We start from the raw sequence: 24,273 nt of genomic DNA, 5'->3' as shown, positions 1-24,273 counted from the left end.
TCCTTTTTTTAACTTATGAATTCTTTATGTTCAGCAAAACTTCAAGATAAAACACGACCTGCAATCCATTTTAGCTTTTCAACGATTTGCGGATCGCGTTTATGCGGAGCTGTGATAATCGCATGATTCAATGCGTGACAACATCCAGCATAACATTCTTTTCTTGTGTGTCCCAAGCTTGGAATGACTTTGGATACTAGGGATCGAGCGTTGCTGGCATTTGCAGTCAAAGTTTTAATCACTGCTTCAACACTAACCGCATCATGATCTTCGTGCCAGCAATCATAATCGGTAACCATTGCCACCGTCGCATAGCAAATCTCCGCCTCACGGGCCAAGGCTGCCTCTGGCATATTTGTCATTCCGATCACTGATGCACCCCAAGAACGATACAAATTACTCTCGGCTCGTGTTGAAAATTGGGGCCCTTCCATAACTAAGTAAGTCCCCCCTTGTACTACAGACAATCCCAATGTCTTGGCATTTTCAAACAACACTTGTCCTATCCTTTGACAAAATGGGTCTGCCAAAGAAACATGAGCAACCAATCCAGTTCCAAAAAAGCTTTTATTTCGTAACCGTGTACGATCGATTACCTGATCAACAACAACAAAAGTACCTGGTGCCAGTTCTTCTTTTAACGATCCAACCGCTGAAACAGATACAATGTCTGTAACCCCTAATTTTTTCATAGCAGCGATATTGGCATGATAATTTACCTCAGAAGGAGAAATACCATGACCACGCCCATGACGGGGTAAAAATACGCAAGATACACCGTTTAAATTACCCGTTAGTAATTGATCTGAAGGACTGCCCCATGGTGTTTCAACAGTTACCCATTGCTGATCAGTTAATCCCGAAATATCGTATAATCCAGAACCACCGATAATTCCAATAACAGGTTTTACCGACATTAAAGAAGCATCATTATTTGACATTAGACCAGACTTTTCGTTTTACAAATATAATTAATATGGCAACAAAAATACCATATATGAAAATCATTATCCCAATACGGTGACGTTCTACCAGATGTGGATGTGCTGTCCAACTTAAAAATGTCGCAACATCACGTGCTTGTTGTTCTATAGATGCGCTTACACCATCCGTATATTTTATACCATCTTTGGTCAAAGGAGGCGGCATAGCAATCTGATGACCCGCTGCATATATATTATAGTAAAATCCAGGTTGATCGAAGTGGAAACTTTCTGGGGCTTTTCGATAACCTAATAAAATAGCCGTGATATAATCTGCCTGCCCCCCCACGGTCATCGCGTAACGTGATAAATCCAAAGGCAATTTACCCACATTAGCATTCTTAGCAATCATATCATTGGCATAAGGAGGAGGCAAAAAGTCTTCTACAGTTGCAGCGCGATAGTGATCTAATCCTTGCGCGTCCTTGCCGTCTAGCATACGATCCATTGCAGCAAGTTTATCAATTTGTTCCAAGGTAAGGCCTGTTTGTTGTAAATCAGCGTAACGCATATATTTAATGGTATGACAAGACGCACATGCCTTACGATACACCATATATCCCCGTTGTACACTGGCCATATCATACGTTCCCAATGGGCCAATAAATCCCCATGATTGTTTTGGATAATGACCTGTTTGATTTGCAGATTGTGCGTCTTGACCATATAAAGAAACAATATTTAGCAAAAACAACGTAATACTTGCGAACACTGTTAGGGGTATTTTTTTCATAATCATGACTTTTTCCCCTCGTCATCTAGTAGTGATGTTGGTAACGTTCTGGATAAATCAAAACGAGCAGACAAAGGCAAAATCAACAAAAAATGCAAATAATAATATAATAAAGCCACTCTACCCAACCATATTAATCCAGTATGCGTATGGTATTTACCCACCAATCCTAAAATAACAAATGAAACAACCAACAAAAGCAAAGCTATGCGATATAAGGGACGATATCGTGCTGATTTAACAGGGGATTTATCTAACCAAGGTACAAAAAACAAAACCAACAACGCACCAACGGATAAAATTAATCCCATAAACTTAAAAGGAATAATTTGTAAAATTCCGTAAAATGGTAAGAAATACCATTCTGGAGCAATATCAGCAGGCGTTTCCATTGGATTGGCAGGAATATAATTTTCGCTGTTTGTCAGTAAATTTGGAAAAAAGAAAATCAGCACGATCATTACTAAAAAAGCAAGAATAATTCCTATACCATCTTTGGCAACATAATACGGATAAAATGGTAATGTTTCCGTTGGTGTTTTGGGTTCAATCCCTTTGGGGTTATTGGATTTAACCACATGCAAACAAAGAACGTGAATACATACGATCGCTAAAATCAAAAACGCCATTACAAAATGCAGGACAAAATAACGATGCAAGGTCAAATCATTTGGAGAGCTGCCCCCCATTAACCAATGTGCCAGTCCCTCTCCTATAAAGGGAATAGAAGATATTGCTTGAATAACAACATTTGCAGCCCAATACGACATTTGCCCCCAAGGTAAAATATACCCAGCAAATGCCGTCATCATAACCATGATCATCAATATTAAGCCAGAAAGCCAGACCAACTCACGTGGGGATTTATATGAACCGTAATACAAGCCTCTAAATATATGAAGATATAAACAAGCCAAAAAAATATTCGATCCAGCCATATGCATTGAACGCAGCAACCACCCACTTGGCACGCGACGTTCGATCATTTCAATAGAGGCAAAAGCATCACGCACTGATGGTGTATAAGACATGGTTAAAAAAATGCCGGTGGCCACCATCAACAATAAAACAACAGATAGGATTGCCCCAAACACCCACCAAAAATTCAGATTTTTTGGCATTGGAAACTGCACAAATTCTCGTCGAACTACAGAAAAAATAGGTAAGCGATTTTCGATCCATTCATTTAAGCATTTTTTCTTGTTTACAAGATTTGCCGAAACATCAGGTTTTGAGGTATTATGATCTGTCATTAGAACAACTTGAATTTAATATCGTAGATACAACATTTTTTGAAAAATATTCTTTTGAAAACATATTTATGTTATAATACATATCGGGCATACGATCTATTATTTATATAACAACGAAACAATTATTGGGTCAAAATCTACATAAAATTCTATCGTTTTTATAATTTATCTTAAGATTTTGTTCTAACAAAATATCCACAATATTTTATGTTCGTCTCAATCTGAATCGAGTAGTCAGAATGTATAATAAATCTTCTGATACTAGATAGATATATCCTAAAACCATTCATTTCGAATATATTATATTTCTTCATATCTAATAGCGAACCTAAATTTGAACGCAAGAAAATCACAATCTTGCCAAACTTATACCTTTATATTCCCCTTAGTTTATGTAAAACTGCATATCGCAATTCATTAACTATATATAACCTTTATTCTTAAGAAGCATCCATAATGCCTGTGCCGTTGACCAGACGCCGACTTCTACACCTTTTAGCTATTGCTGGAACAGCTGCAACTTATCCCCTTATTGCCAAAGCCGACGAGCTTTCCCCCGTTGATTCATCGCCAAATGGAGATGATATTAATTCATTATCTTTGATAGTCGGCAGCCCTCAAAATAGTGATCTTGGACGATGGTCATCGCGTATTGCCTCTGCATTTGCGCAAGGATTTCAATTTAATGATCCATTGCCTTTACGTTATACAACAGGGTACGACGGTGTTACAGCTGCAAATCTATTCGACACTAGAATAGCACCCGATGGTAATACTGCATTGATAACATCTGGAAATACTATAATTGCTGCAATGGCTGGGGACAAACGAGTTCACTTTGATTATGAACGCTGGATTCCTATTATAACGACTTTATCACCGTCCATAGCAATTGCTAGACAACCTTTTCATAATTCTATTCCAGACCTTTTAAAAAATAGAACGATGAAGGTTGCTGTTTCTAATATTTTGGGAAAAGAACTTCCTACCCTTCTTGGAATTAGTTTATTACAAATCAATGCTGTTCCAGTTACTGGTCTCACTACCCATGACATGGCCGTCAAAGCTTTGAGAAACAGAGAAGTTGATGTGATTCAACTTAGCACAGCCCAAGGTTTTGCTGATCTGCCCATTTTGTTAAAAGAAGGATTTCACGTTTTCTTTTCATTAGATAATTCAACGCAATATGGCCCGAATTTTATCAGTTTGTACAACCAATTACATCATTCCAGAGAAGGTAATACATTATTAGAGGCTTGGAATGCATTAACCTTGGCTGCACGGATGGATATTGCCGTTATCTTACCAATGCTAACACCATCAGCTTTAGTTACCAAGTGGCGTTTATGCACTTCTAAAGTATTACAAACCCCTGATATTATTCAAATAGCCCAACAAAGCAATTTGACTTTTCAAGAAAATCCAGCATGTAATGACACAATTAATCAAATGAGTCCTTCTATCATTACAACTATGGCTTTACGCCGTTGGTTAACGATGAAAATGTCAAAGTGGGAAAAATGATTTTATTTAAAACGATTTCTTTTTAGCAAAATCCGAACTGCCCCACCATTCCATTGGGCTGGATATGTTGTCGCCAAAATCAATACTTGAATATTAGGTCGATTTAACCAATAGGGCAGCTCTCTTTTTAGAATTCCACCCTCTTTATATCCAGTACCGATCCCTGTAATGACTTCTACACATCGAATATTACTGCGTTGAGAGCGAAGTAAAAACTCTTCTAGTATAAAAAAAGCACGTTGGGCTGTATATCCATGTAAATCTAAAATTTTTTCAGGGGACATTTGCCCTTTATGAAATTTTTTCCAAGTACTCGTATCTAATCCAGACTGCTTGGTACCAATGGTTATAAATTGATTTTGAGAGACATGGGAATGCTGAATCTGTTTTTGCTTGAAAATCTTATAATGTTGAATAAAAGCATCATTTACAGATAATTGCTTCGAACGCTGTTCATTAAGAAATAACTTTTCCTTATGATAAGGTCGTTCGACAAAAGGAACTTTTACTTCCTTCTCTATACTGTATTTTTCACGATTTGAACTTTTTATGCCATTTGTAAAATAATTCCATAAAGATTGTTCTTCCTGATTTAACTTTCGCCCCTTAGCCAATCTTATAACTTTCTTCACATTCATTATTTGAATTAAACATAATAAAAAACCTTTCACTAGATTACTAGTGAAAGGTCTGCAATTGCGCAATTTATTTTTTATTAAGGTGCTAACTTATCAATTGGTTGACCTTGATATTTACCTGTCAGTGTTTTTAAGAAAGCAACAATATCATCCACCTCTTGATCTGACAGTTTATGAAATGGAGTTTGATATTTTAGCATCTTCTCTACAGCCACCTTTAAGCTGGTTACACTGCCATCATGAAAATATGGACCAGTCAGGGCAATATTACGTAACAATGGAACCTTAAATGCGTGTTTGTCCATTGTATTATGCGTTACGTTAAAACGTCCTTGGTCAGCATCAGTTAATTTTCCACCACGGTCTTTAAAATAATCACTTTGTAGTCCCAACTCTTCATAAGCGGCACCACCAAGAGCAACCCCATTGTGACAGCTGGCACATCCATTATCCTTAAATAACTGATAACCACGCTTTGCCTGAGTATTAATGGCACCTTCAACCCCTTTTAAATACATATCAAAAGGACTGTCGGGCGTAATTAATGTTTTTTCATATGCACCAATAGCATCAGTAATCGTTTTTTTATCGATCACTGGACTTCCAAAAGCTGCCTCGAACTCTTTTTCATACGAAGGTTCTTGACGCAGTTTATTGGCAACTTCCTCCCAACTGGTAGATCCCATTTCTAATGGATTCATTACGGGACCAGCTGCTTGCTCTTCTAGATCGGCTGCACGACCATCCCAGAACTGACTGTGATTAAAGACCGCATTATATACTGTTGGTACATTAATAGGCCCCTTTTGTCCGTTAATACCTGTTGCAGTCACCAGACCATCTGCCCCCCCCTTTTGTAAATCGTGACAAGAGGCACAACTTAAGGAATTATCCCCTGATAATCTTTTTTCAAAGAACAATTTCTTGCCCAAGGCAACCACTTTTGGGTCAACGGGTAATGATTCAGGTATAGGCTGTACAGGTTCAGATGCAAACCGTTCCGCCACCCCTTGGGTAGAGTAATATTGCTTACGTTCTTGTTTAACCCATTTAATAACAGCATCGCGTTGTTCCGCTGACAAACGGGAATGCCAATGCATCAATAAATATAATGAAGGCGGCATTAAGTTTCTCTGCATAACAAATTCTATTCTAGAAAGAGCAGACAAACTAACAGGTTTTCCTTCATTCATCGCTGCCAAGACAGGTTCCATACGGAAATTCCTTAGTCCCTTAACACGATCTTGTTCCATTAATGTATTAGCAATAGGAAGCTTAAAATAAAAAGGTAAATTAACTTTTTCAGCGTGACAATAATCACAACGAGCTTCTTTTAAAACGTCAAAAGCAGCCATAGCCACTTTATCATGACGTAAAGGGGAGTTTTCAGCCAGTACCGGAGCAGTTTTATGGTCAAATCCGTTAAGATACATTACTGTACCACCGTAAACCACACAGCCAATCACGATAACGGCTAAGATCAATTTTTTCATGACCCAGCTTTCTAATTAACAATTACTTAAAAATAGTTACTTAACGATAATTAAAGGCGATACTATCAAAAGCTTTAAAAACTTCCTATTGTTTTTAAGATTTTGAACTATGTTCATCGCTGCTAAAAAGCGTTTTTATTCTTTCTTTTGCAATTTTGACATAGTTTCGATCAATATCGATACCGATTGCCCGCCCACCCTCTAAATGAGTTGCCAAAAGAGTTGTACCTGTTCCCATAAAAGGATCAACCACCAAGGGATTTGGAATGCCGTGCAGTTTTAAACACATTTGAGGCAAAGTTACAGGAAAAGTCCCAGGATGGTTAAATTTCTCAGCTTTTTTGCGTATCGTATCATAAGGTACAAACCAAACATCCCCCCGACACCGTAAGTCATGTTGATGAGAACGCCTTATAATATTTGACTTGTCTTTATAAGGTACACCAACACCCAAACGATTAATTTTAACATTTCCTGTTTTCGTTAAATGAAACAAATTTTCATGATTACGATGCAAGAAACGATTGCTGACAACAGGTTTAAAATGGCCATGGCTATTTGTACCAATTGAAATAGATTTCACCCATTCAATATGATTTTGTAAGTAAAATATTTTGCGTAACCGAACCATTAATTCAAATGGCAACCAAGGATTAGAGGAAGAGCCAGCTATATTTAAGAAAAATGCTCCATCTTTTTTTATAACCCTTTTAATTTCGATACATATACTTACCAACCAATCCAGATACTCTGTCTCTGCTTTTTGATCTTTGTAAGAGTTGTAAGCAATACCCAAATTGTAAGGTGGCGAAGTAACAACAACATCTACGCTGCTTTCTGGCATTTTACGTAAAACGTTTAAACAATCCCCTCGAATTAACGTATGGTTCCCAACTTTAAAACTATAAGGCCGAGATGAATCCTCCTCGATCTGGCTACAATTACCTTTTAATTTCTTAGGCACACCCTAGACCTCACTCATTAGGCATAGGATTTTGCTGTACAGCAGGTACTGCTTGTTGGTTAATAGTACGGCGGGGCAACAAAAGAAAAATTTTTCCTTTTTCATTCATTAATCCCGCATACCACTCTGCTGATCGTCCATAACCTGTGAATAAATCGATACGATTAATTCCCGTAATACCCCCACCTAAATCATGGGCAAATACCATGTGTTTCCATGGATGTCGCTCTTGATTTGGCGGTAGAGGCATCGAGATTTCCAACCATAAAGGTGCACCAAGAGGTACCCAATTTTTATCAACAGCAACAGATCGTCCTGCCGTCAAAGGTATACCAAAAGCACCAACGGGTGCCTGGGCAGTTACATCAGCGTTAAGCGGTTTAAAGAAAACATAATTTTTATTTTCTTGCATCAATGACATTGCTTGGTCTGGATGATTGTGTAACCATGCGCGCAAGGTATACATATTTACATCATTCGAAGCCATTAATCCTTGATCTATTAATACTTTACCTAAAGCTGTATAAGGTTGCCCATTTTTACCCGCATATCCTAGACGCATTGTCTGACCATTAGGCAATAAAATGCGTCCAGATCCTTGGATTTGCATAAAAAATAAATCTGCAGGATCCTTAACCCAAGCGACTTCTAACCCTCTTCCTCGCAAGGCACCTTGATCGATTTGTGCGCGTGTATAGTACGGGATGAATTGTCCATTTTGAACAATACCATATTGAATTTGACCATTACCGTCTTTGCGTGCAATTAATTCTGGTGGCTTGCCGTAGACTGGGATTTGGTAAGCCCCTCCCTGAACAGTTGAACCTTCAATTTCTGGTTCATAATATCCTGTAACTTTGCCTGTTTTTGCTTGAACAGAATACTGATAGGGTTGTAGCCAGTTCTCGAAAAATTGCTTTGATTGAACTGCATTATTAGGATTGACCACCATTGATGCTTGACACGCAGGTATCCAATCTTGAACGACACCACCAAATAAACCACTAGCACCACCCAAACGCGTGTTGGGGGGTTGACGGTCCATTTTTTGACAATTCTGTTGAAATAATACCAACAGTTGGCCGTAGTTCTCTTGATCCCAACCCGATAAATTTTGATAGGAAACAGGATAAAACTCTGTGGGGTTTTCTGGGGTTTGGACAGCACAAGCTGTAAGGCCACCAGTCAATGTTATAATAAGTAAACGCGCAATTGATTTCATAACTATATTACAATTAATTAATTTTTAGCCACTACGTGCAGATTTTAAACGCCACGAAATACCCTGATTATTAACCCCAAGCATCCGTTCGAACGTCCAGAAATCAATAAATTCTGTTACGGATTCAGTTCCCGTTACTGGATTTTTATGTTTATCAAATGTACAATTAATTTGATTAGAAATAAATTGCACTTCAATTACAGCTCGATTCATTGATGCATCTTCGATTACTTGTGCTTTCGTCAAAGTAATTGAATGAATAGACTTAATTTCAATTACTTGCCTTTCTTCCATATTGCGCCGTTGATGAATTGCCCCTTCAAATGCGCGATAAGCCTCCGTAATCAACATTGATTGTAACGTTGGCAAGTCTTCATTTGCAAAAGCAGTCAGCACTTTTCTAAAGACAATTTCAGCACCCTCTACGAATTTTTGAGGTATAAACGTTGGATCGAGCTGGCTAATCCTGCTGAGGGTCTGTCCAATTTCTGTATCAGGTGAAGGGATGTTAATTTCAACTTTTGGCTTAACTTCTTCAACCGGTTTGGTAGGTTGGTCAGAATTTGGCTTGAACTTGGCAACCACCATCGCAGGTACGGGGTGTTCTTTCTTATCAATTTCAGTTTTATTTCCCAGTACGCTTCGCAACCTTAAAATCAAAAATCCTGCTACCAGTGCCAAAATAACAATATCTATTGGAAAATGACCCGAAGAAAAATCCATTATCTAACCTGTCAATTGAATGGTGAAGTCCTAATCAAAGTTCTTTATCTTTTGATGAAGTAAGTAATCGTAATGTAACCAAATCTTCGTCATTATTAAACAACTATTTAACCTTATCCCATAATTATGGGTATCGATTCAATAAATTTAACCTTACACTCACTAAAAAATTAACACTTTAACAAAAGATCAACGTATTATTCGCAGATAAAGAAAATAATTTTTTTGACATCTCACAAGATGATCTTTTAAAATATAGCTTTGTTTAACTCTAAGAGCCAATTTAATGTCAGAAACAACACAAAATACACTTGAAGAAGGGCCTCCAGCACTTCCATTAACTTTAAATGTGCAATTTACGAAGGATCTTTCATTTGAGGTCCCTCATGGAGCCTCTATTTTCGCAACATTAGAAGATGCACCACAAATTTCGGTTGCAATTGATGCTAATGCCAATCGCCTCAGCGAAGAAGGTGTATACGAAGTTAGCCTTTCAATTAAAGTTGATGCCGTAGAAACACCAAAACAAAATCAGACCTCGGGTCGCACAGTATTCATTACTGAACTTGTATATTGCGCTGTTGTTTCCTTAAACAACCCCCCCGAAGAATTGGTTGAACCAATTTTATTGGTTGAAGTGCCAAGATTAATTTTCCCCTATGCACGCAATATCATCAGTGAGGTTACACGTGACGGTGGGTTCCCACCTGTTGTTTTACAACCCATTGATTTTGTTTCCTTATGGCAAAATAAGCAAGCTCAACAAGCAGCCCAAACACAAACAGAAGTTGGCCACGCTTAATTTAGAAAACTCAGGGATGCTCTTGCATTAAAGAGAGCATTTCCTGCGTGTTTGGATCCTTAGCAATATGAATATCACGCCATTGTAACGCTCTCAAAGGGTCTATAACTTTAGAGCTTATACCAATGGCTCGGATGGATTCGAAATATTTCTTTAAATCCTCAGAAATTAAATTGCAAAAAAACTGAGCACTTAACGAAGAGAAAAATAAAATTGTATGAATAGCCTTAGCTTTTAATTTTTCAATAAATTGTGCTGATAATGCGCCCACTGGCTGTGTTCTATAGACTTCATCATGCACAATATCAAATCCAAAACGCCGTAAATCCTGTGCCAACCCTTGCCCTTGTCCTTTGGCGGATGGGAAAAATAAAGAACCTTTTTTAAAATCAAGAGATTGACTAATAAGATTTGCTAACGCTTTTGCATCTTTATGAGCACTGTAAACATTCGTAAAACCAATTTTCTGAGCATCGAGCGCGGTACTATCCCCAACTGTAAATATTGGAACCTGTTGCCAATTTTTATATTGCTTTGATAACTGCTGAACCGTCGGCAGAATAGCTTGACGACTGGTAAAAATGATGGCTTGCGTTGCTTTTAAATTTACATCCATAACAGGCATCACATGGATTTTCATAATAGGCATGGACAAGACTTGCCATCCCAAAGCCTGAACTTGGGCAATGGTTTCTGACAATCCAGGTTCTGGACGGGTAATCACCACATAAGTTCTTTTAAAAGTCATGACTGGTATTTTAAGATTCAAAGATATCTGCTGGACTATCTTTACGCAATTGACGGCCCAATTCATATCCTAATGCTTTAGCATCAGATGGGGAGCCACTAATTTCTTTTTTCAATAAGAAAGTACCATCTTCTCTGGCAACTAATCCGACCAAGTGCAATTCAGCATCCCCACCTGCGACAATAGGTAATAGTTGGGCATACCCGCCAATAGGTGTGCGACAAGATCCATCTAACTCTTCTAACAAAGCACGTTCTGCCGTTGCAACCGCATTGGCTTCTTTATCTTCAATTGCGGCCAACATCTCTCGTAATTCAACATCACTTTCCCTGACGGTAACCCCAACAATCCCCTGACCTGCTGCTGGTACCATAATTGATGGATCTAAAACAACATCAATTCTGTCCTCCATCCCTAATCGTTGCATCCCCGCAGCAGCTAAAAATGTTGCGTCAAACTGTTTTGCTGCAATTTTATCCAAGCGTGATTGTACATTTCCCCTTAATAAGCCAAATTGTAAATCTGGACGAATATGTAATAATTGCGCTTGTCTGCGCACAGAGGATGTACCGATCATGGCCCCTTGGGGTAAACAGTCGAATGGATAATCACTTTCAACAGGTCGATAATCAGCATTTACGATCAATGCATCTCGTGCGTCCTGACGTTTTAAAGTGCAAGCCAACACCAATCCTTCAGGTAAATTGGTTTCCAAGTCTTTTAAACTATGAACTGCAAAATCAATTTTTCCTTCCAAAAGCTGCTCGTGAATTTCTTTTGCGAACAACCCCTTTCCGCCAATCTCAGCCAATCTGCGATCTTGTATTTTGTCGCCAGATGTATTGATTTGGAATTCCTGAAACGCCCCAAGTTCCCTTAATAATGGGCAAAATTGAGTAAGCTTGGTTAAAAAATTACGAGTCTGTACCAAGGCTAATGGGGACCCTCGGGTACCTACTCTTAATGGTAACCCTCTCTTTTTATGCGATTCATGATGATCAGCTAAGCCTTGTTGGGCAGCTTTTGCTGCTACTTCTTGCAAAGCAGAGTTAGAAGAAATATTTAATAATTTATCCATGACCATTAAGATGTACTTTATACTTTGATATCGATATCTTTAACTTAAAAAATGCTTTATATTATGCCATCCATACACCAAAGTCATATAAAAACAAATAACAGCTTTACAATTCTTGCTATCGAATCTTCTTGTGATGACACAGCTTGTGCTTTGGTTCGTTCTGATGGAACAATCATTTCTGAACAAATTTATTCCCAAAAAGAACATATTCGTTTTGGCGGGGTAGTACCAGAAATCGCAGCACGAGCTCATCTTTATCACTTACGCAACTTAGTTGAAAAAATGATAAACACCTCTAATCTCAGTTGGAATGAAATTGATGCCGTGGCTGCAACTTGTGGTCCAGGATTAATTGGTGGAGTCATTGTTGGCAGTAGTTTCGCCAAAGGTTTGGCTTTATCGCAAAACAAACCTTTTATTGCAATTAATCATATTGAGGCACATGCATTAACCGTAAGAATCCCTAACATATCTAATATACAGGTACAATTCCCTTATCTTTTATTACTGACCTCAGGCGGACACTGCCAATGTATCGAAGTAACAGATGTTGGACATTATCGACATTTAGGGGGGACTATTGACGATGCTGCGGGTGAAGCCTTTGACAAAGTTGCAAAAATGTTAGGATTACCCTGGCCAGGAGGACCTGCACTAGAGGTATTAGCCAAAGAAGGCGATGAAGATCGTTTTGCCCTACCTCGCCCATTATATGGCAGACCAGGATGTGACTTTTCTTTTTCAGGTTTAAAAACGGCTGTTGGTAACTTACTAAGTGATTATGATACTACAGTACCGTTACCTCGCACTCTAGCGGCTGATATTGCTGCAAGTTTTCAAAAAACCATCACACAATCCATCCTTAATCGCTTGGAAAATGCCATCCAAATGGTCTCTGGTATCAGTTTATTAGCAACTGCTGGGGGGGTTGCTGCCAACAAGTATCTACGTAATCATTTATTAAACTTGGCCAACAAGTATAATTTGCCCTTCATTGCACCACCGATGCAATATTGCACTGATAATGCGGTTATGATTGGATGGGCCGCAATTGAAATATTGCAACAAGCCAGGCAAAACCATATGATCATAGATGATATCGCCATCCTGCCACGCCCCCGATGGCCTTTGTCAGAACTTTCACAACGAATTCATCATAAAGGATAGTTCAATGCCCATAAATATTGCTGTTATTGGTGCAGGTGCATGGGGAATTGCCTTAGCCCTTCAGGCTCAACGAACTGGGGCTAATGTATATTTATGGAGCAGAAAAGAACTACCCAATCCAGAAACTAAAATCCTATCTAGATTGGACTGTATCCCCATTCCACCATCCATCACTGTCAGCAATCTTTTTCCTAAAACTGCTGATCTAATTTTGTTGGCTGTGCCTTTACAACATTTACGTTCGATTTTATCCGAATTACCCGACCATGCACCTTTAATTGCATGCTGCAAAGGCGTTGAACTAAATACATTAAAATTTCCATTAGAGATACTAGAGGAATTTTTCCCTAATCGTCTGCATGGTGCTTTATCAGGCCCTAATTTTGCCCATGAAGTTGCCAAAGGTTATCCTACTGCCAGTGTCATTGCTGCTAAAAATATAAATCTAGCCCAAGAATTAGCAGAAACGTTATCCTCTCCCAGTTTTCGATTATATGCCAATAACGACCCCATTGGCGTAGAAATTGGCGGAGCGGCAAAAAACGTCTTTGCCATCGCTGCTGGTGCGGCCATGGGTGCGGGTCTTGGTGAAAATGCCAGAGCATCGCTGATTACACGGGGTATCGCAGAACTGTCACGTCTTAGCATTGGTTTAGGTGGAAACCCTGCAACGTTATCGGGATTGGCGGGTTTAGGTGATTTGATTTTAACCTGCACAGGACAAAGCTCGCGCAATTATTCTTTGGGGGTAGAACTGGGACAAGGAAAAAAATTGCACGATATTTTGCAAAATCGAACAACCGTCGCAGAAGGGGTTACCACTGCCCCTGCCATCTTGCAAAGGGCAAAAAATCATCATATTGATACACCTATTATTGAAATGGTCTCTGAGCTTTTAAACGAAAAAATTACAGTAAAGGACGCGCAGCATATTTTAATGGCACGTCCTTTAAATAACGAATAAATAAAACTAAATTCTATGGATCATCATATGACAAAAAAAACAGCCTATGACTTTGATTTACCCCTACTCTCTGGAAAAACAATTAATTTAAATGATTATCGTGGCAAACCATTATTAATCGTTAATACAGCTTCACGTTGCAAATTTACCCCACAATATGAAGATTTACAGGATTTATGGTCTTTATATCGCAACTGGGGATTAACCATTATCGCAGTACCCAGTGGTGATTTCGGAGGACAAGAATATGATTCAAGTGAAGAAATTAAGCGTTTTTGCTCTACTCGTTATAATGTTGGCTTTCTGCTTTCCCAAAAAAGCCATGTAAAAGGTCAGTCTGCAATACCTTTATTTCACTGGTTATCCACCCAAGGGGGAATTTTGGCCCAGCCTCGATGGAACTTTTATAAATATATAATCAACCGTCAAGGCAAGTTATATAAATGGTTTTCCAGCATTACACGTCCATCCTCTAAACGATTTATTAATGCTATTGAACGCGTATCTTACGATATGTAAGAATTGTTTCTTATCTCTGACATCATCTTAAATACATCTGAAATATTAGGCAGGAATGTTAAAAAATTTTTTAACGGTTGGCAGCTGGACAATGATCAGCCGCATATTAGGACTAATCAGGGATCAATTGCTTGCAGCCTTTTTAGGGGCCAGCCCTTTGCAAGATGCCTATCAAGTTGCCTTCCGTCTGCCCAATATGTTTCGACGACTGTTTGGAGAGGGTGCTTTTAACGCTGCCTTCGTCCCTCTTTTTACGTCTACGTTAACAAAACAAAATAAAAAAGAAGCCCAGCGTTTTGCGAACGAATCTTTTAGTGTTTTAGTAACAATCCTTCTGTTTTTAACAATTTTAGGTGAAATATTTATGCCTGAAATTGTTAGGGTTATTGCACCTGGATTTACCTACGACGCTCATCGCTTTCAAGAAGCTGTTATTTTAAGTCGTATTACTTTCCCATATATGGTGTTGATATGTGCAGCCGCTTTGGTTGCAGGTGTCCTAAACAGTTTACATCGCTTTGGCATTGCAGCAGCAGCTTATGTCAGTTTTAATATTGTAGGAATTGCAGCCCTTTTGTGGTTGACACCTTTAATGCCAAATGCTGCGTGGGCTGCCGCCACGGGCGTTACTTTATCTGGTGTTATTCAGTTGGGTATTTTATGGATTGCAGCTTGGAAAGCAGGTTTAAAAATCACACCGCAAATCCCAAAACTTACCAAAGATATTCGGCAATTATTTAAAAAAATGGCCCCAGGCATTGTTGGTAGCGGTATTACACAAATTAACCTGACGATTGACACGATCATAGCAACGTTATTACCCGCTGGCAGCGTATCCGTTATGTATTTCGCAGATCGTATTAATCAATTACCACTAGGTGTCTTAGGTGCTGCTGCGGGAACAACACTTTTACCTATTCTGACCAAAGAAATTAGCAAAGGAAATAAAAATGGCGCCTATGACGTGCAAAATAAAGCAATTGATTATAGCCTATTATTAACAATTCCTGCTGCTTTTGGATTATTTACTTTATCCATACCCATTATTTCGACATTATTTGGACATGGTGCTTTTACGGTAAACAATGTCTATGCATCGGCACAATCTTTACAAACATACGCTATTGGATTACCTGCTTTCGTACTAATAAAAGTACTATCACCTGGCTTTTTTGCGCGTGGAGATACATCAACACCAGTAAAAATTGGCATGGTAACCATTGCTCTTAACCTGATTTTAAATCTTATATTGATGAAACCTTTGGAACATATGGGTCCTCCTTTGGCCAGCAGCTTGGCAGCTATTGCCAATGTTGGTTTTCTATCCTTTATTTTATGGAAACGAGATGCGCTCTATCTTCCTATGGCCTTAATGAAGCGTATCGGGGGAATGGTCTTTTCTGCTGTTATTATGAGTGTTGTTATAACATTGCTAATGGTTTTTCTATTTCATCATATTCCTGAAAATACTATTTTATATCGCTTATTTGCGGTTACCAGCCTTACCTGCATCGGTGCCCTTACTTATGGGATCATGTTGCATAGTCTTAAAATTATCAATTTGCAACAAACATTCACAAAATTGAAACAAAAATTAACCAAAAAGTAAGAGAATCAATTTGACAATCCCCGTTAAATTATTTTCATTAGACATATAGTTATTTATTTTGTTTGTAAAATAATCGAGTTGATATGACAATTCCATCCTCAGAAGGTGCCACCCCTGTTATGGCGCAATGGTTCGCACTTAAAAAAGAACAACCAGACGCATTGCTATTTTTTCGCATGGGTGATTTCTTTGAATTGTTTTTTACAGACGCAGAAGCCGCAGCCAATGCCTTGGACATTGCCTTGACGGCTCGTGGGACGCATGCAGAACAACCTATACCCATGTGCGGGGTTCCCGTGGGAACCGCATCTACATATTTATCTCGTTTGATAAAAAAAGGATTTAAAGTCGCTGTTGCTGAACAAGTTGAAAGTCCAGCTAATCGCCCCAAGGGGCAAAAAGGTCCTTTGGCCAGAGCTATCGTTCGTTTAATCACCCCTGGCACCTTAACAGAAGATGAATTACTAAATGCTACTCAAGCGAACTATATTTTAAGTATTATCCCCCAAGCAAAATCTAAAACCCCACATCTAGGAATTGCATGGATTGATATTTCAACAGGTATTTTTGAAACAACATCCATTGTCCAACCCCAATTACAAGATCTATTGGCTCGTGTTAATCCATCTGAAATTTTAGCCCCTAAAGACTTTGTCTTAGAAAAACATGAAACTATCAAAACATCCTTGAGCCATCTTCATAGTTTTAAGACAGCACAACAGGAACTAGCAACGTTATTTAATGTAAACTCCTTTAATGCCTTGGGAGATTTTACCCAAGAAGAAACAATCGCCAGTTACGAGTTGGTGTATTATATCCAAAAAACACAATCTGGTCGTATCCCTCAACTATCAAGGCCACAATTACAAAATTATCAGAGTATTCTGGCCATTGATCCTGCAACACGCAGTAGTTTGGAAATATTACAAAACAAAGAAGGACAACAAGACTTTACCCTATTTTCCAGCGTTGACCATACGATCACTGCTCCTGGTGCCCGTTTATTAGCGCATTGGTTATCATCACCATCAACTAAAATCGAACAAATTAGAGCAAAACAAGAAGGCTGGATTTATCTTCAGCAAAATACCCCCCTATTATTAGAATTACGCAACACTCTTAAAGGATCGCCCGATCTGTCACGATCCTTAGGACGTCTTTCATTGGGTAGAGGCCAACCCAGAGATTTATCTTCTATTCGTAATGGTTTGCGAATTGCACGTGATCTTGCCATAGTTTTAAAAAAAATCGAGCAAGAAACAGGTCGGTCATGCAGGCTTATTCAAACAATTCATCAACGTTTGCTTTTCGGTGATACAGTTTTACAAAAACTGACAGAATCCCTAGAAGAAAATCCTCCTTTAAAAATTGAAGAAGGGATGATGATCAAAGAAGGATATGACAAGGAATTAGATTCTTATCGCAGATTGCGCGATCATAGCCACCAAATCATCATTGCACTGCAAAAAAAATATCAAGAAAAATACAATATCAATACACTAAAAATTAAGCACAGCAATCAACTGGGATACATTATAGAGGTTACGAACTCCAACAGCAGCAAACTGCGCGATCATCCTGATGTTATATTAAGACAGGGAACTGCTAATTTATCGCGCTTTACAACAGTAGAATTAAATGAGCTTAGCGAAAAAATACTAGAAGCAAGTATGCTGGCAGCTGAACGTGAAAAATCATTGTTTTACACACTGATTGAACACGTTCTTCAAGATGAGCAAATCCCTATACTTGCTAATGCAATGGCAATTATCGATGTGCTACAATCATGTGCAACCTTATATGCCTCTCATCATTGGTGTGTACCAACCCTAACAAACGATACCAATTTTAAGTTAAAAGAATGCAGACATCCCGTTGTTGAAGCAGCCATACGCCATCAAACAACATTTACGCCTAACTCATGCGATCTGTCTGATGATAAACGGGTTATGTTACTAACAGGTCCGAACATGGCAGGAAAATCAACATTTCTGCGCCAAGTTGCCCTGAGCGTGATTTTGGCACAAAGCGGATTGCCCGTACCCGCCGCACAAGCAGATATTGGTATTGTTGATCATTTATTTTCCAGGGTGGGCGCATCTGATGATCTGGCTCATGGGCGATCTACCTTCATGGTCGAAATGACAGAAGCTGCGTCAATATTACATCAAGCAGGCCCAAAATCCTTGGTTGTGATTGATGAAATTGGGCGTGGAACATCAACTTTGGATGGATTGGCAATTGCATGGGCAATGTTGGAATCATTACATAACACCATTCAATGTCGCACCATTTTTGCCACACATTTTCATGAATTGGTAAAATCAACCCAACATTTACACTGTCTGAAACCATTTACCATGAAGGTACAAGAATGGAAAAACAAGATTATATTCCAATATGAAGTCATCCCAGGGGCCGCAGAACATAGTTGGGGTATCCATGTTGCCGAACTAGCTGGCGTTCCACAACAGACCTTAAAGCGTGCACAATATTTATTAGATATGCTTGAAAATCAACGCAATAGTGAACAAATCACCTTACCTCTACCCCACACAGAGTTGGAAAATACTAAACAAAAAGCAGTTTCTAAAGAACATGAGTTACTACGCAATATGTTAAAAAAAATTGATCCCAATGAACTTACCCCCAAACAATCATTAAATATTCTGTACGAACTTAAAAAAATCATTGATAAATAGGGCAACCCTTCCCAAATAATATTCATTACTGTATCATTAAATTTTTACGTAACTTGGTCTAAAAAATTGAAGCATCCTCTTCCCGATATCTCCTCTAATCCGCAACAGGCAACTGAAGATTTCCGCAACTATATAAAAAAAACTTTGACTGAAAATCCCGAACTATGCCGGGATGAGTTGTTGCAAATCTTTCGTCGTGCCGTGGGAAGAGTTCAGTCTAAAGTACGCAGTGATTTTGAATTATACCGACTGCCAGGATTGCAAGCAACAAGACAACTGACCTCTTATATTGATGGTCTGATGACCGTTTTATTTGATCTAATTTACAAAAAATTGCTTACTTCTAACCAAGAATCAAATTTTATTGCCCTAGTTGCCACAGGCGGATATGGTCGAAAATGCTTAGCACCTTTCAGTGATCTGGACATATTATTTCTAACCTCTGAACATCCCTCAAAAGAGTTATTGGATACAATTGAGCTTCATTTATATTTTTTGTGGGATATGGGACTCAAAATTGGGCATGCTATTCGTTCAATTCCACAATGCCTTGCAACGGCAAAAGAAGATGTAACCGTTCTTACTGCATTATTAGATTCAAGATTTATCAGTGGGCATAAAGAACTTTTTGATCAATTTATTCCTCAATTTAAACATTTATGTGAGGAAATCGGTTCATCACGTTTTATCTTAGAAAAAAACAAAGAACGCCATGCACGTCATCAGAAATTTGGTGAAACTCCCTATTTGGTAGAACCAAATATAAAAGAGGGACGTGGAGGTCTTAGAGATTTACAGACCATTTATTGGGAATATCGCTTTACTTTGGGAATGGATCAATTTTCTGATTTTATTACTCCAAGGATACGAGACCTTAATTTATTGACGGATCAGGAAATTAACCGCATTCGTCGCGCCCATAATTTTTTATGGACAGTACGTTTTCAATTACATTATATCGCTGGTCGGGCCGAGGATCGTCTAACCTTTGATATGCAACCCGTTGTTGGCGGACGCATGGGTTATACTAAGCATGGTAAACAAGTCGGAGTTGAACGTTTTATGCGCCATTACTTCCTAACTGCTAGGGAAGTACAACGTTTGACCTATGTCATTGAATCAGCATTAACCCTTCACACGCAAAAAACTAAGCTGAATAAGTTTGAAAACGGTAAATTTATTCCTCATACAGGGTGTACTTTACTTGAAGGAAAGATATTGCCAACTGCGCATATTTCTTTTGCCCAAGACCCAATTGAAATGATGCGATTACTTAAATGCGCACAAACAGAAAAACGTGCAATTCACCCACTGGCTATTCATCAACTTATTCGATGGGAACGTGGGGCTGCTTCCTTACGTGGAAACGAAGAAGCAGCAAAAATCTTCCTAGATCTATTATGTGACACGCCAAAACCTTTGTCACCAAAGGCAAGATACAAATTATTACATAATGAAGACCACGTAGAAAATAAAAAAACAATTCTATTACCATCACCAGATGAGCAATATAATACGAATTGGCTGCATATTCTGAATGAAACTGGAATTTTAGGACAGTTAATGCCAGAGTGGCGTCGCACAGTAGGACAAATGCAATTTGATACCTACCACATCTTTACGGTTGACCAGCACAGTATTGAGGCTGCCAAGTTATTGGCATTATTAGAGGCAGGATATTACCAAGACGATTTACAATTTGCTCATAAATTGTTGCAAGGTGTACAATCAAAACGAGCATTATATATGGCGACTTTATTGCACGATATGGGCAAGGGTCGAGGCGCAGACCACTCCGAATTAGGTTCTCAAATGTCACTGGATATTTGTGCCCGCTTGAATATGACCGCCGAAGAGGCAGATACCGTTTCATGGTTAATTTTACATCATTTATTGCTAAGCCACACCGCTTTTCAACGTGATATTGATGATCCAAAAACCATTTTAGATCTGGTTGATACCATCCAGTCCCCAGAACGACTAAGATTGCTATTTTTATTAACCGTTTCTGATATGCGTGCTGTTAATAAAAAAGTTTGGAATGCTTGGAAAGCAACCTTGTTGACCGAACTATATAACCGCGTTGCTGAAGTTTTGGAGGGCAGTCTTGCCACCCCTGAACAAGATTCTCGCGTTTATCGAATTAAACAAAATATAACTAAACTTCTAAATACACAAAAACTTGCCCAGTCTTCGATTAACGAATTTATGAATTTAGGTTATGCCAGTTATTGGTTATCTTTTGATGAAAATACACATCTTCGTCATGCTCATTTAATTACAGAAGCAACTAAAAACAACGCATTACTGACAATACAGACCCATCCACTGCCCGATCGAGGGGTAACAGAAGTTACGGTATATGCCGCAGATCATTCTGGATTATTTTCTAAAATTTCTGGGGCATTGGCTATCGCTGGGGCATCCATCGTTGATGCACGTATCCATACCTTAACCAATGGTATGGTCTTGGATACTTTTTGGATTCAAGATGCTTCGGAAGATGTTTTTGATGAACCCCATCGTTTGGAACGAATATCGGAATTAATTCAATCTGCACTGGATAATACCATCGATATTGAACAACGTATCCACGATTATAATCGTCATGCTCTGTATGGAAGGCGGATGCGTGCCATCCACGTTCCCCCGCGTGTTGTTATTGATAATCAGGCATCAAACGGATTTACCGTCATCGAAGTGAACGGTCGAGATCGTATTGGATTGCTTTATGATGTTACAAAAACAATCAAAGAACAAAAACTACAAATTAGTTCAGCACACGTCACCACATATGGCATTCGCGCTGTGGACGTTTTTTACGTTAAGGACGCGTTTGGCTTGAAAATTCAGGATAAAAAACGTTTATCAATAGTACGTGACGCTATCCTTACCGTATTACAAGAGGTCGAAGAAAACATTACAGGGGTTCAACCTAACACCTTACCAACTAATGAAACTGTCGAATTGATTTCGCAAGAAAGCAATCCAGACTCTTTGTTAAATCCTTAGTGAATTTTCGTAAGTAACATCTGTTTTACTGTTTTAATCGTACGTTCCCAAGCACGATTGGGCGGTAAAACCTCCGACTGTTGGAAAACTTTGACCGTTGGATACCATAAATTAACACCCTGCTCGTTATGGTGTGCGCGATACCAACGCCAATCCCCACCATAGCGGTTTAGTAACCACACTGTTTTTCCCATTGCACCCGCCAAATGTGCAATCATGGTGTCAACGGTAATCACTAAATCAAGTTGGTTGATATAATGTGCTGTTGAAAGAATATCACCAGCAGGCAGTACATGCGTGAATTTGTCTAACAAGTTGTCCCCCTTTTTTGGCAATTGCAAAGCATGAAATTCAACCTGATCAATCTCTAACAAGGGATGAAAATCTTGCAAGGAGGCAGATCGAATTCTATCAAAGCGATAATTTTCATTGCCAGCCCAGCATAATCCAACTTCATAGCGTGAATGAGCAGTCGGTGTTTGTTGATCCAAAACTAAATACGGGACAAAAAACGGGATATGTTCAATTTGTAACAAATGCGGCAAACTCATCAAAGCACATTGATGTGTAATATGGTCGGGCAGTAACTGCCCTTGTTCAATTAAGACAAAGTCATTGCCGAGCGAATATTTTTTGGAAATATGTTGCATCATGCTTATCAAAGATTTAGGAACTTCGAAAATGACAGCGCAACGTTGTAACAACAGGGGTAAAAACCGAATAAACTGGATAGTGTCCCCCAATCCCTGTTCAGATCTTACTAAGAGGCATTTAGGAATTTCGTCACCAGTCCAAACTGGAATTTGATTCAAATCTGACAAAGCTTGCATCAGATAAAGGCGGGATTCCATACATCCCCACCCTTCGCACAAGTTCCCCTTTGCTAATAGTACGCTGGACAAATTATAGCATGCCCGATGATCTTCCAAATCGTAATCATCATAGTACTTATTTTTTAATATATTTCGATAAATTGCTTCTGCATCATTTAGTAATCGTAATTCATAATAAACCGATCCTAAATTAATCCCTATACGCTTGTCATCGTCACAAACACTATAAATGCGTTCTAGATAGGATTTGGCCGTTAATAAATCGCCTTTTGCCATTTGTACTAGTGCAAAATTAACCTGTGTTTCAGTCACATCTGGGGATTTTTCTAGCGAGAAAGACAAAGCTTTATGTGCGTCTTCTACTTTACCTATTTGAAAGAGCAATGCCCCCAAATTGGCATGTGCAACAGGATCATTAGGGCGCAATCGAACAATTTTTTCAAAAATCAACAATGCCTCTTCTGCTAAATTTAACTGATGTAATAATGTGCCCAGTAACTGCAGGAACTCAACATTACCAATATTTTTTTTAACACCTTCTTGTGCTACTTTTAATGCTTGATCAACAGCTTGCAGATCCCAATAAAACTGAGCTAGATCTTGCCAATATGTAATAACATCAGGCTGTAACTCAACCGCCCTGCGCAAAGCATGCCCCGCAGACTCAATATGATCTAGTTTAGCTTGCACAATACCCAGTGCATGATAAGCCCTAGCATCATAAGGGCTGAGTAAAGTGGCACTTTTTAATGCGGCTTCACCCTCAACGCCATGACCTTGCTCATAAAGTGCCATCCCAAGAGTAATATAATAATGGGGTTCGGCCTTAATCTGAATGGCTTGACCTGCAAACCCAATGGCAAGCCCAGCCTGACCCATCGCCCTTGCTACACATGCGCGACCATGCAAGGCACCAGCATGATCTGGACAGTGGGTTAATACAGCACAAAAAACTTGATCCGCGTCTTGTACTTGCCCCGATGCTAACAATTCTAATCCGCGGCATACTTGCTGTTCGTAACACATAAAATACAATTCTGTCTTGTTTGACAATTTACCTAATGAACATCTGATAATTTTTATAATTACACGCGTTCTTGACCCAATTTAATACTTTATAGTTTTAAATTATCTGTATCTCTTTCTATAACCTTATAAAATACAAAAGATATTATATAATATTACACAATTTAACTTTAGAACTAAAAATCACTTTCTTTTTTTTCATAAAATATCCTTGCTTATATCAGATATTCCCTATCATCTTTTTTAAATTTATCTTATAAATAAAGCTTGCAATCTA

General features: G+C 38.7%; 19 protein-coding genes. 8 read left to right on the top strand and 11 right to left on the bottom strand.

Annotated elements, in window-relative coordinates; genetic code table 11:
* Nucleotides 1–41 precede the first annotated feature (41 nt).
* From QJV27_RS01275 to QJV27_RS01265, 3 genes are read right to left on the bottom strand one after another with little or no spacing between them, the layout of a single operon-like run.
* Entirely contained in the window at nucleotides 42–941 is a 900-nt protein-coding gene (locus tag QJV27_RS01275; RefSeq protein WP_281447183.1) for an S-methyl-5'-thioadenosine phosphorylase, read from the bottom strand.
* Nucleotides 931–1,722, bottom strand: coding sequence for a cytochrome c1 (locus QJV27_RS01270; RefSeq protein ID WP_281447182.1), 792 nt, complete (start codon nucleotides 1,720–1,722; stop codon nucleotides 931–933). Before QJV27_RS01270 ends, QJV27_RS01275 begins: the two co-directional genes overlap by 11 nt.
* Nucleotides 1,719–2,969: a cytochrome b gene (locus tag QJV27_RS01265; RefSeq protein ID WP_281447181.1), complete on the bottom strand. Its 1,251-nt coding sequence runs from the start codon at nucleotides 2,967–2,969 to the stop codon at nucleotides 1,719–1,721. The genes QJV27_RS01270 and QJV27_RS01265 overlap by 4 nt, the downstream gene beginning before the upstream one ends.
* Before the next feature lie 456 nt (nucleotides 2,970–3,425).
* Between QJV27_RS01265 and QJV27_RS01260 the strand changes: the two genes are divergently transcribed.
* Nucleotides 3,426–4,493: a hypothetical protein gene (locus tag QJV27_RS01260; protein WP_281447180.1), complete on the top strand. Its 1,068-nt coding sequence runs from the start codon at nucleotides 3,426–3,428 to the stop codon at nucleotides 4,491–4,493.
* A gap of 2 nt (nucleotides 4,494–4,495) precedes the next feature.
* On the opposite strand, the gene QJV27_RS01255 is transcribed toward QJV27_RS01260, so the two are convergent.
* The 5 genes from QJV27_RS01255 to QJV27_RS01235 all read right to left on the bottom strand — a co-directional run bounded on the left by QJV27_RS01255 (nucleotide 4,496) and on the right by QJV27_RS01235 (nucleotide 9,533).
* Complete coding sequence (locus QJV27_RS01255) at nucleotides 4,496–5,107, bottom strand: Smr/MutS family protein (protein ID WP_281447179.1); 612 nt, start codon at nucleotides 5,105–5,107, stop codon at nucleotides 4,496–4,498.
* Nucleotides 5,108–5,208: 101 nt separating this feature from the next.
* Nucleotides 5,209–6,624 (bottom strand): cytochrome-c peroxidase, encoded by a 1,416-nt coding sequence (locus tag QJV27_RS01250; protein ID WP_281447178.1) that lies wholly within the window; start codon nucleotides 6,622–6,624, stop codon nucleotides 5,209–5,211.
* Nucleotides 6,625–6,718: 94 nt separating this feature from the next.
* The gene (locus tag QJV27_RS01245; RefSeq protein WP_408869607.1) at nucleotides 6,719–7,588 is read right to left on the bottom strand and encodes a DNA-methyltransferase; all 870 of its coding nucleotides are present in this window, start codon (nucleotides 7,586–7,588) and stop codon (nucleotides 6,719–6,721) included.
* 10 nt (nucleotides 7,589–7,598) lie between these two features.
* Nucleotides 7,599–8,810 carry a murein transglycosylase A gene (gene mltA / locus QJV27_RS01240; RefSeq protein WP_281447177.1) on the bottom strand — a complete coding sequence of 404 codons (1,212 nt, stop codon included), beginning with the start codon at nucleotides 8,808–8,810 and terminating at the stop codon, nucleotides 7,599–7,601.
* A 24-nt stretch (nucleotides 8,811–8,834) separates the two neighbouring features.
* Nucleotides 8,835–9,533: a Tim44/TimA family putative adaptor protein gene (locus tag QJV27_RS01235; RefSeq protein ID WP_281447176.1), complete on the bottom strand. Its 699-nt coding sequence runs from the start codon at nucleotides 9,531–9,533 to the stop codon at nucleotides 8,835–8,837.
* 286 nt (nucleotides 9,534–9,819) lie between these two features.
* Here QJV27_RS01235 and secB point away from each other — a divergent pair, with 286 nt between their 5' ends.
* Nucleotides 9,820–10,335, top strand: a complete 516-nt coding sequence (secB, locus tag QJV27_RS01230; protein ID WP_281447175.1) for a protein-export chaperone SecB — start codon at nucleotides 9,820–9,822, stop codon at nucleotides 10,333–10,335.
* Between the two features lie 10 nt (nucleotides 10,336–10,345).
* Here secB and QJV27_RS01225 read toward each other — a convergent pair whose 3' ends face one another.
* Together QJV27_RS01225 and hemC are read right to left on the bottom strand one after the other, a co-directional pair.
* Nucleotides 10,346–11,059: a uroporphyrinogen-III synthase gene (locus tag QJV27_RS01225; RefSeq protein WP_281447174.1), complete on the bottom strand. Its 714-nt coding sequence runs from the start codon at nucleotides 11,057–11,059 to the stop codon at nucleotides 10,346–10,348.
* Nucleotides 11,060–11,093: 34 nt separating this feature from the next.
* Entirely contained in the window at nucleotides 11,094–12,167 is a 1,074-nt protein-coding gene (gene hemC / locus QJV27_RS01220) for a hydroxymethylbilane synthase (protein ID WP_281447173.1), read from the bottom strand.
* A gap of 57 nt (nucleotides 12,168–12,224) precedes the next feature.
* On the opposite strand from hemC, the gene tsaD reads away from it, so the two are divergent.
* The 6 genes from tsaD (at nucleotide 12,225) to QJV27_RS01190 (ending at nucleotide 22,137) form a co-directional block, all read left to right on the top strand.
* Nucleotides 12,225–13,331: a tRNA (adenosine(37)-N6)-threonylcarbamoyltransferase complex transferase subunit TsaD gene (gene tsaD / locus QJV27_RS01215; RefSeq protein WP_281447172.1), complete on the top strand. Its 1,107-nt coding sequence runs from the start codon at nucleotides 12,225–12,227 to the stop codon at nucleotides 13,329–13,331.
* Nucleotides 13,332–13,335: 4 nt separating this feature from the next.
* Entirely contained in the window at nucleotides 13,336–14,295 is a 960-nt protein-coding gene (locus tag QJV27_RS01210) for an NAD(P)H-dependent glycerol-3-phosphate dehydrogenase (protein ID WP_281447171.1), read from the top strand.
* Between the two features lie 27 nt (nucleotides 14,296–14,322).
* Nucleotides 14,323–14,814, top strand: a complete 492-nt coding sequence (locus QJV27_RS01205; RefSeq protein WP_281447170.1) for a glutathione peroxidase — start codon at nucleotides 14,323–14,325, stop codon at nucleotides 14,812–14,814.
* Nucleotides 14,815–14,869: 55 nt separating this feature from the next.
* Entirely contained in the window at nucleotides 14,870–16,423 is a 1,554-nt protein-coding gene (murJ, locus tag QJV27_RS01200) for a murein biosynthesis integral membrane protein MurJ (RefSeq protein ID WP_281447169.1), read from the top strand.
* An 83-nt stretch (nucleotides 16,424–16,506) separates the two neighbouring features.
* Nucleotides 16,507–19,125 (top strand): DNA mismatch repair protein MutS, encoded by a 2,619-nt coding sequence (gene mutS / locus QJV27_RS01195; RefSeq protein WP_281447168.1) that lies wholly within the window; start codon nucleotides 16,507–16,509, stop codon nucleotides 19,123–19,125.
* 66 nt (nucleotides 19,126–19,191) lie between these two features.
* Nucleotides 19,192–22,137 (top strand): [protein-PII] uridylyltransferase, encoded by a 2,946-nt coding sequence (locus tag QJV27_RS01190; protein WP_281447167.1) that lies wholly within the window; start codon nucleotides 19,192–19,194, stop codon nucleotides 22,135–22,137.
* Here QJV27_RS01190 and QJV27_RS01185 read toward each other — a convergent pair.
* The gene (locus QJV27_RS01185; protein ID WP_281447166.1) at nucleotides 22,134–23,996 is read right to left on the bottom strand and encodes a tetratricopeptide repeat protein; all 1,863 of its coding nucleotides are present in this window, start codon (nucleotides 23,994–23,996) and stop codon (nucleotides 22,134–22,136) included. The genes QJV27_RS01190 and QJV27_RS01185 overlap by 4 nt on opposite strands.
* Between the last annotated feature and the right edge of the window lie 277 nt (nucleotides 23,997–24,273).

Source organism: Commensalibacter oyaizuii (genome assembly GCF_029953265.1).
GTDB classification, from domain to species: Bacteria; Pseudomonadota; Alphaproteobacteria; order Acetobacterales; family Acetobacteraceae; genus Commensalibacter; species Commensalibacter oyaizuii.
This window is presented reverse-complemented; position numbering and strand designations above follow the sequence as displayed.

Bases quoted from the DNA above. Each gene is read 5' to 3' on its own strand.
- QJV27_RS01275 (WP_281447183.1), bottom strand. From the start codon at position 941: ATGTCAAATAATGATGCTTCTTTAATGTCGGTAAAACCTGTTATTGGA.
- QJV27_RS01270 (WP_281447182.1), bottom strand. From the start codon at position 1,722: ATGATTATGAAAAAAATACCCCTAACAGTGTTCGCAAGTATTACGTTG.
- QJV27_RS01265 (WP_281447181.1), bottom strand. From the start codon at position 2,969: ATGACAGATCATAATACCTCAAAACCTGATGTTTCGGCAAATCTTGTA.
- QJV27_RS01260 (WP_281447180.1), top strand. From the start codon at position 3,426: ATGCCTGTGCCGTTGACCAGACGCCGACTTCTACACCTTTTAGCTATT.
- QJV27_RS01250 (WP_281447178.1), bottom strand. From the start codon at position 6,624: ATGAAAAAATTGATCTTAGCCGTTATCGTGATTGGCTGTGTGGTTTAC.
- mltA (WP_281447177.1), bottom strand. From the start codon at position 8,810: ATGAAATCAATTGCGCGTTTACTTATTATAACATTGACTGGTGGCCTT.
- QJV27_RS01235 (WP_281447176.1), bottom strand. From the start codon at position 9,533: ATGGATTTTTCTTCGGGTCATTTTCCAATAGATATTGTTATTTTGGCA.
- secB (WP_281447175.1), top strand. From the start codon at position 9,820: ATGTCAGAAACAACACAAAATACACTTGAAGAAGGGCCTCCAGCACTT.
- hemC (WP_281447173.1), bottom strand. From the start codon at position 12,167: ATGGTCATGGATAAATTATTAAATATTTCTTCTAACTCTGCTTTGCAA.
- tsaD (WP_281447172.1), top strand. From the start codon at position 12,225: ATGCCATCCATACACCAAAGTCATATAAAAACAAATAACAGCTTTACA.
- QJV27_RS01210 (WP_281447171.1), top strand. From the start codon at position 13,336: ATGCCCATAAATATTGCTGTTATTGGTGCAGGTGCATGGGGAATTGCC.
- QJV27_RS01205 (WP_281447170.1), top strand. From the start codon at position 14,323: ATGACAAAAAAAACAGCCTATGACTTTGATTTACCCCTACTCTCTGGA.
- murJ (WP_281447169.1), top strand. From the start codon at position 14,870: ATGTTAAAAAATTTTTTAACGGTTGGCAGCTGGACAATGATCAGCCGC.
- mutS (WP_281447168.1), top strand. From the start codon at position 16,507: ATGACAATTCCATCCTCAGAAGGTGCCACCCCTGTTATGGCGCAATGG.
- QJV27_RS01185 (WP_281447166.1), bottom strand. From the start codon at position 23,996: ATGTGTTACGAACAGCAAGTATGCCGCGGATTAGAATTGTTAGCATCG.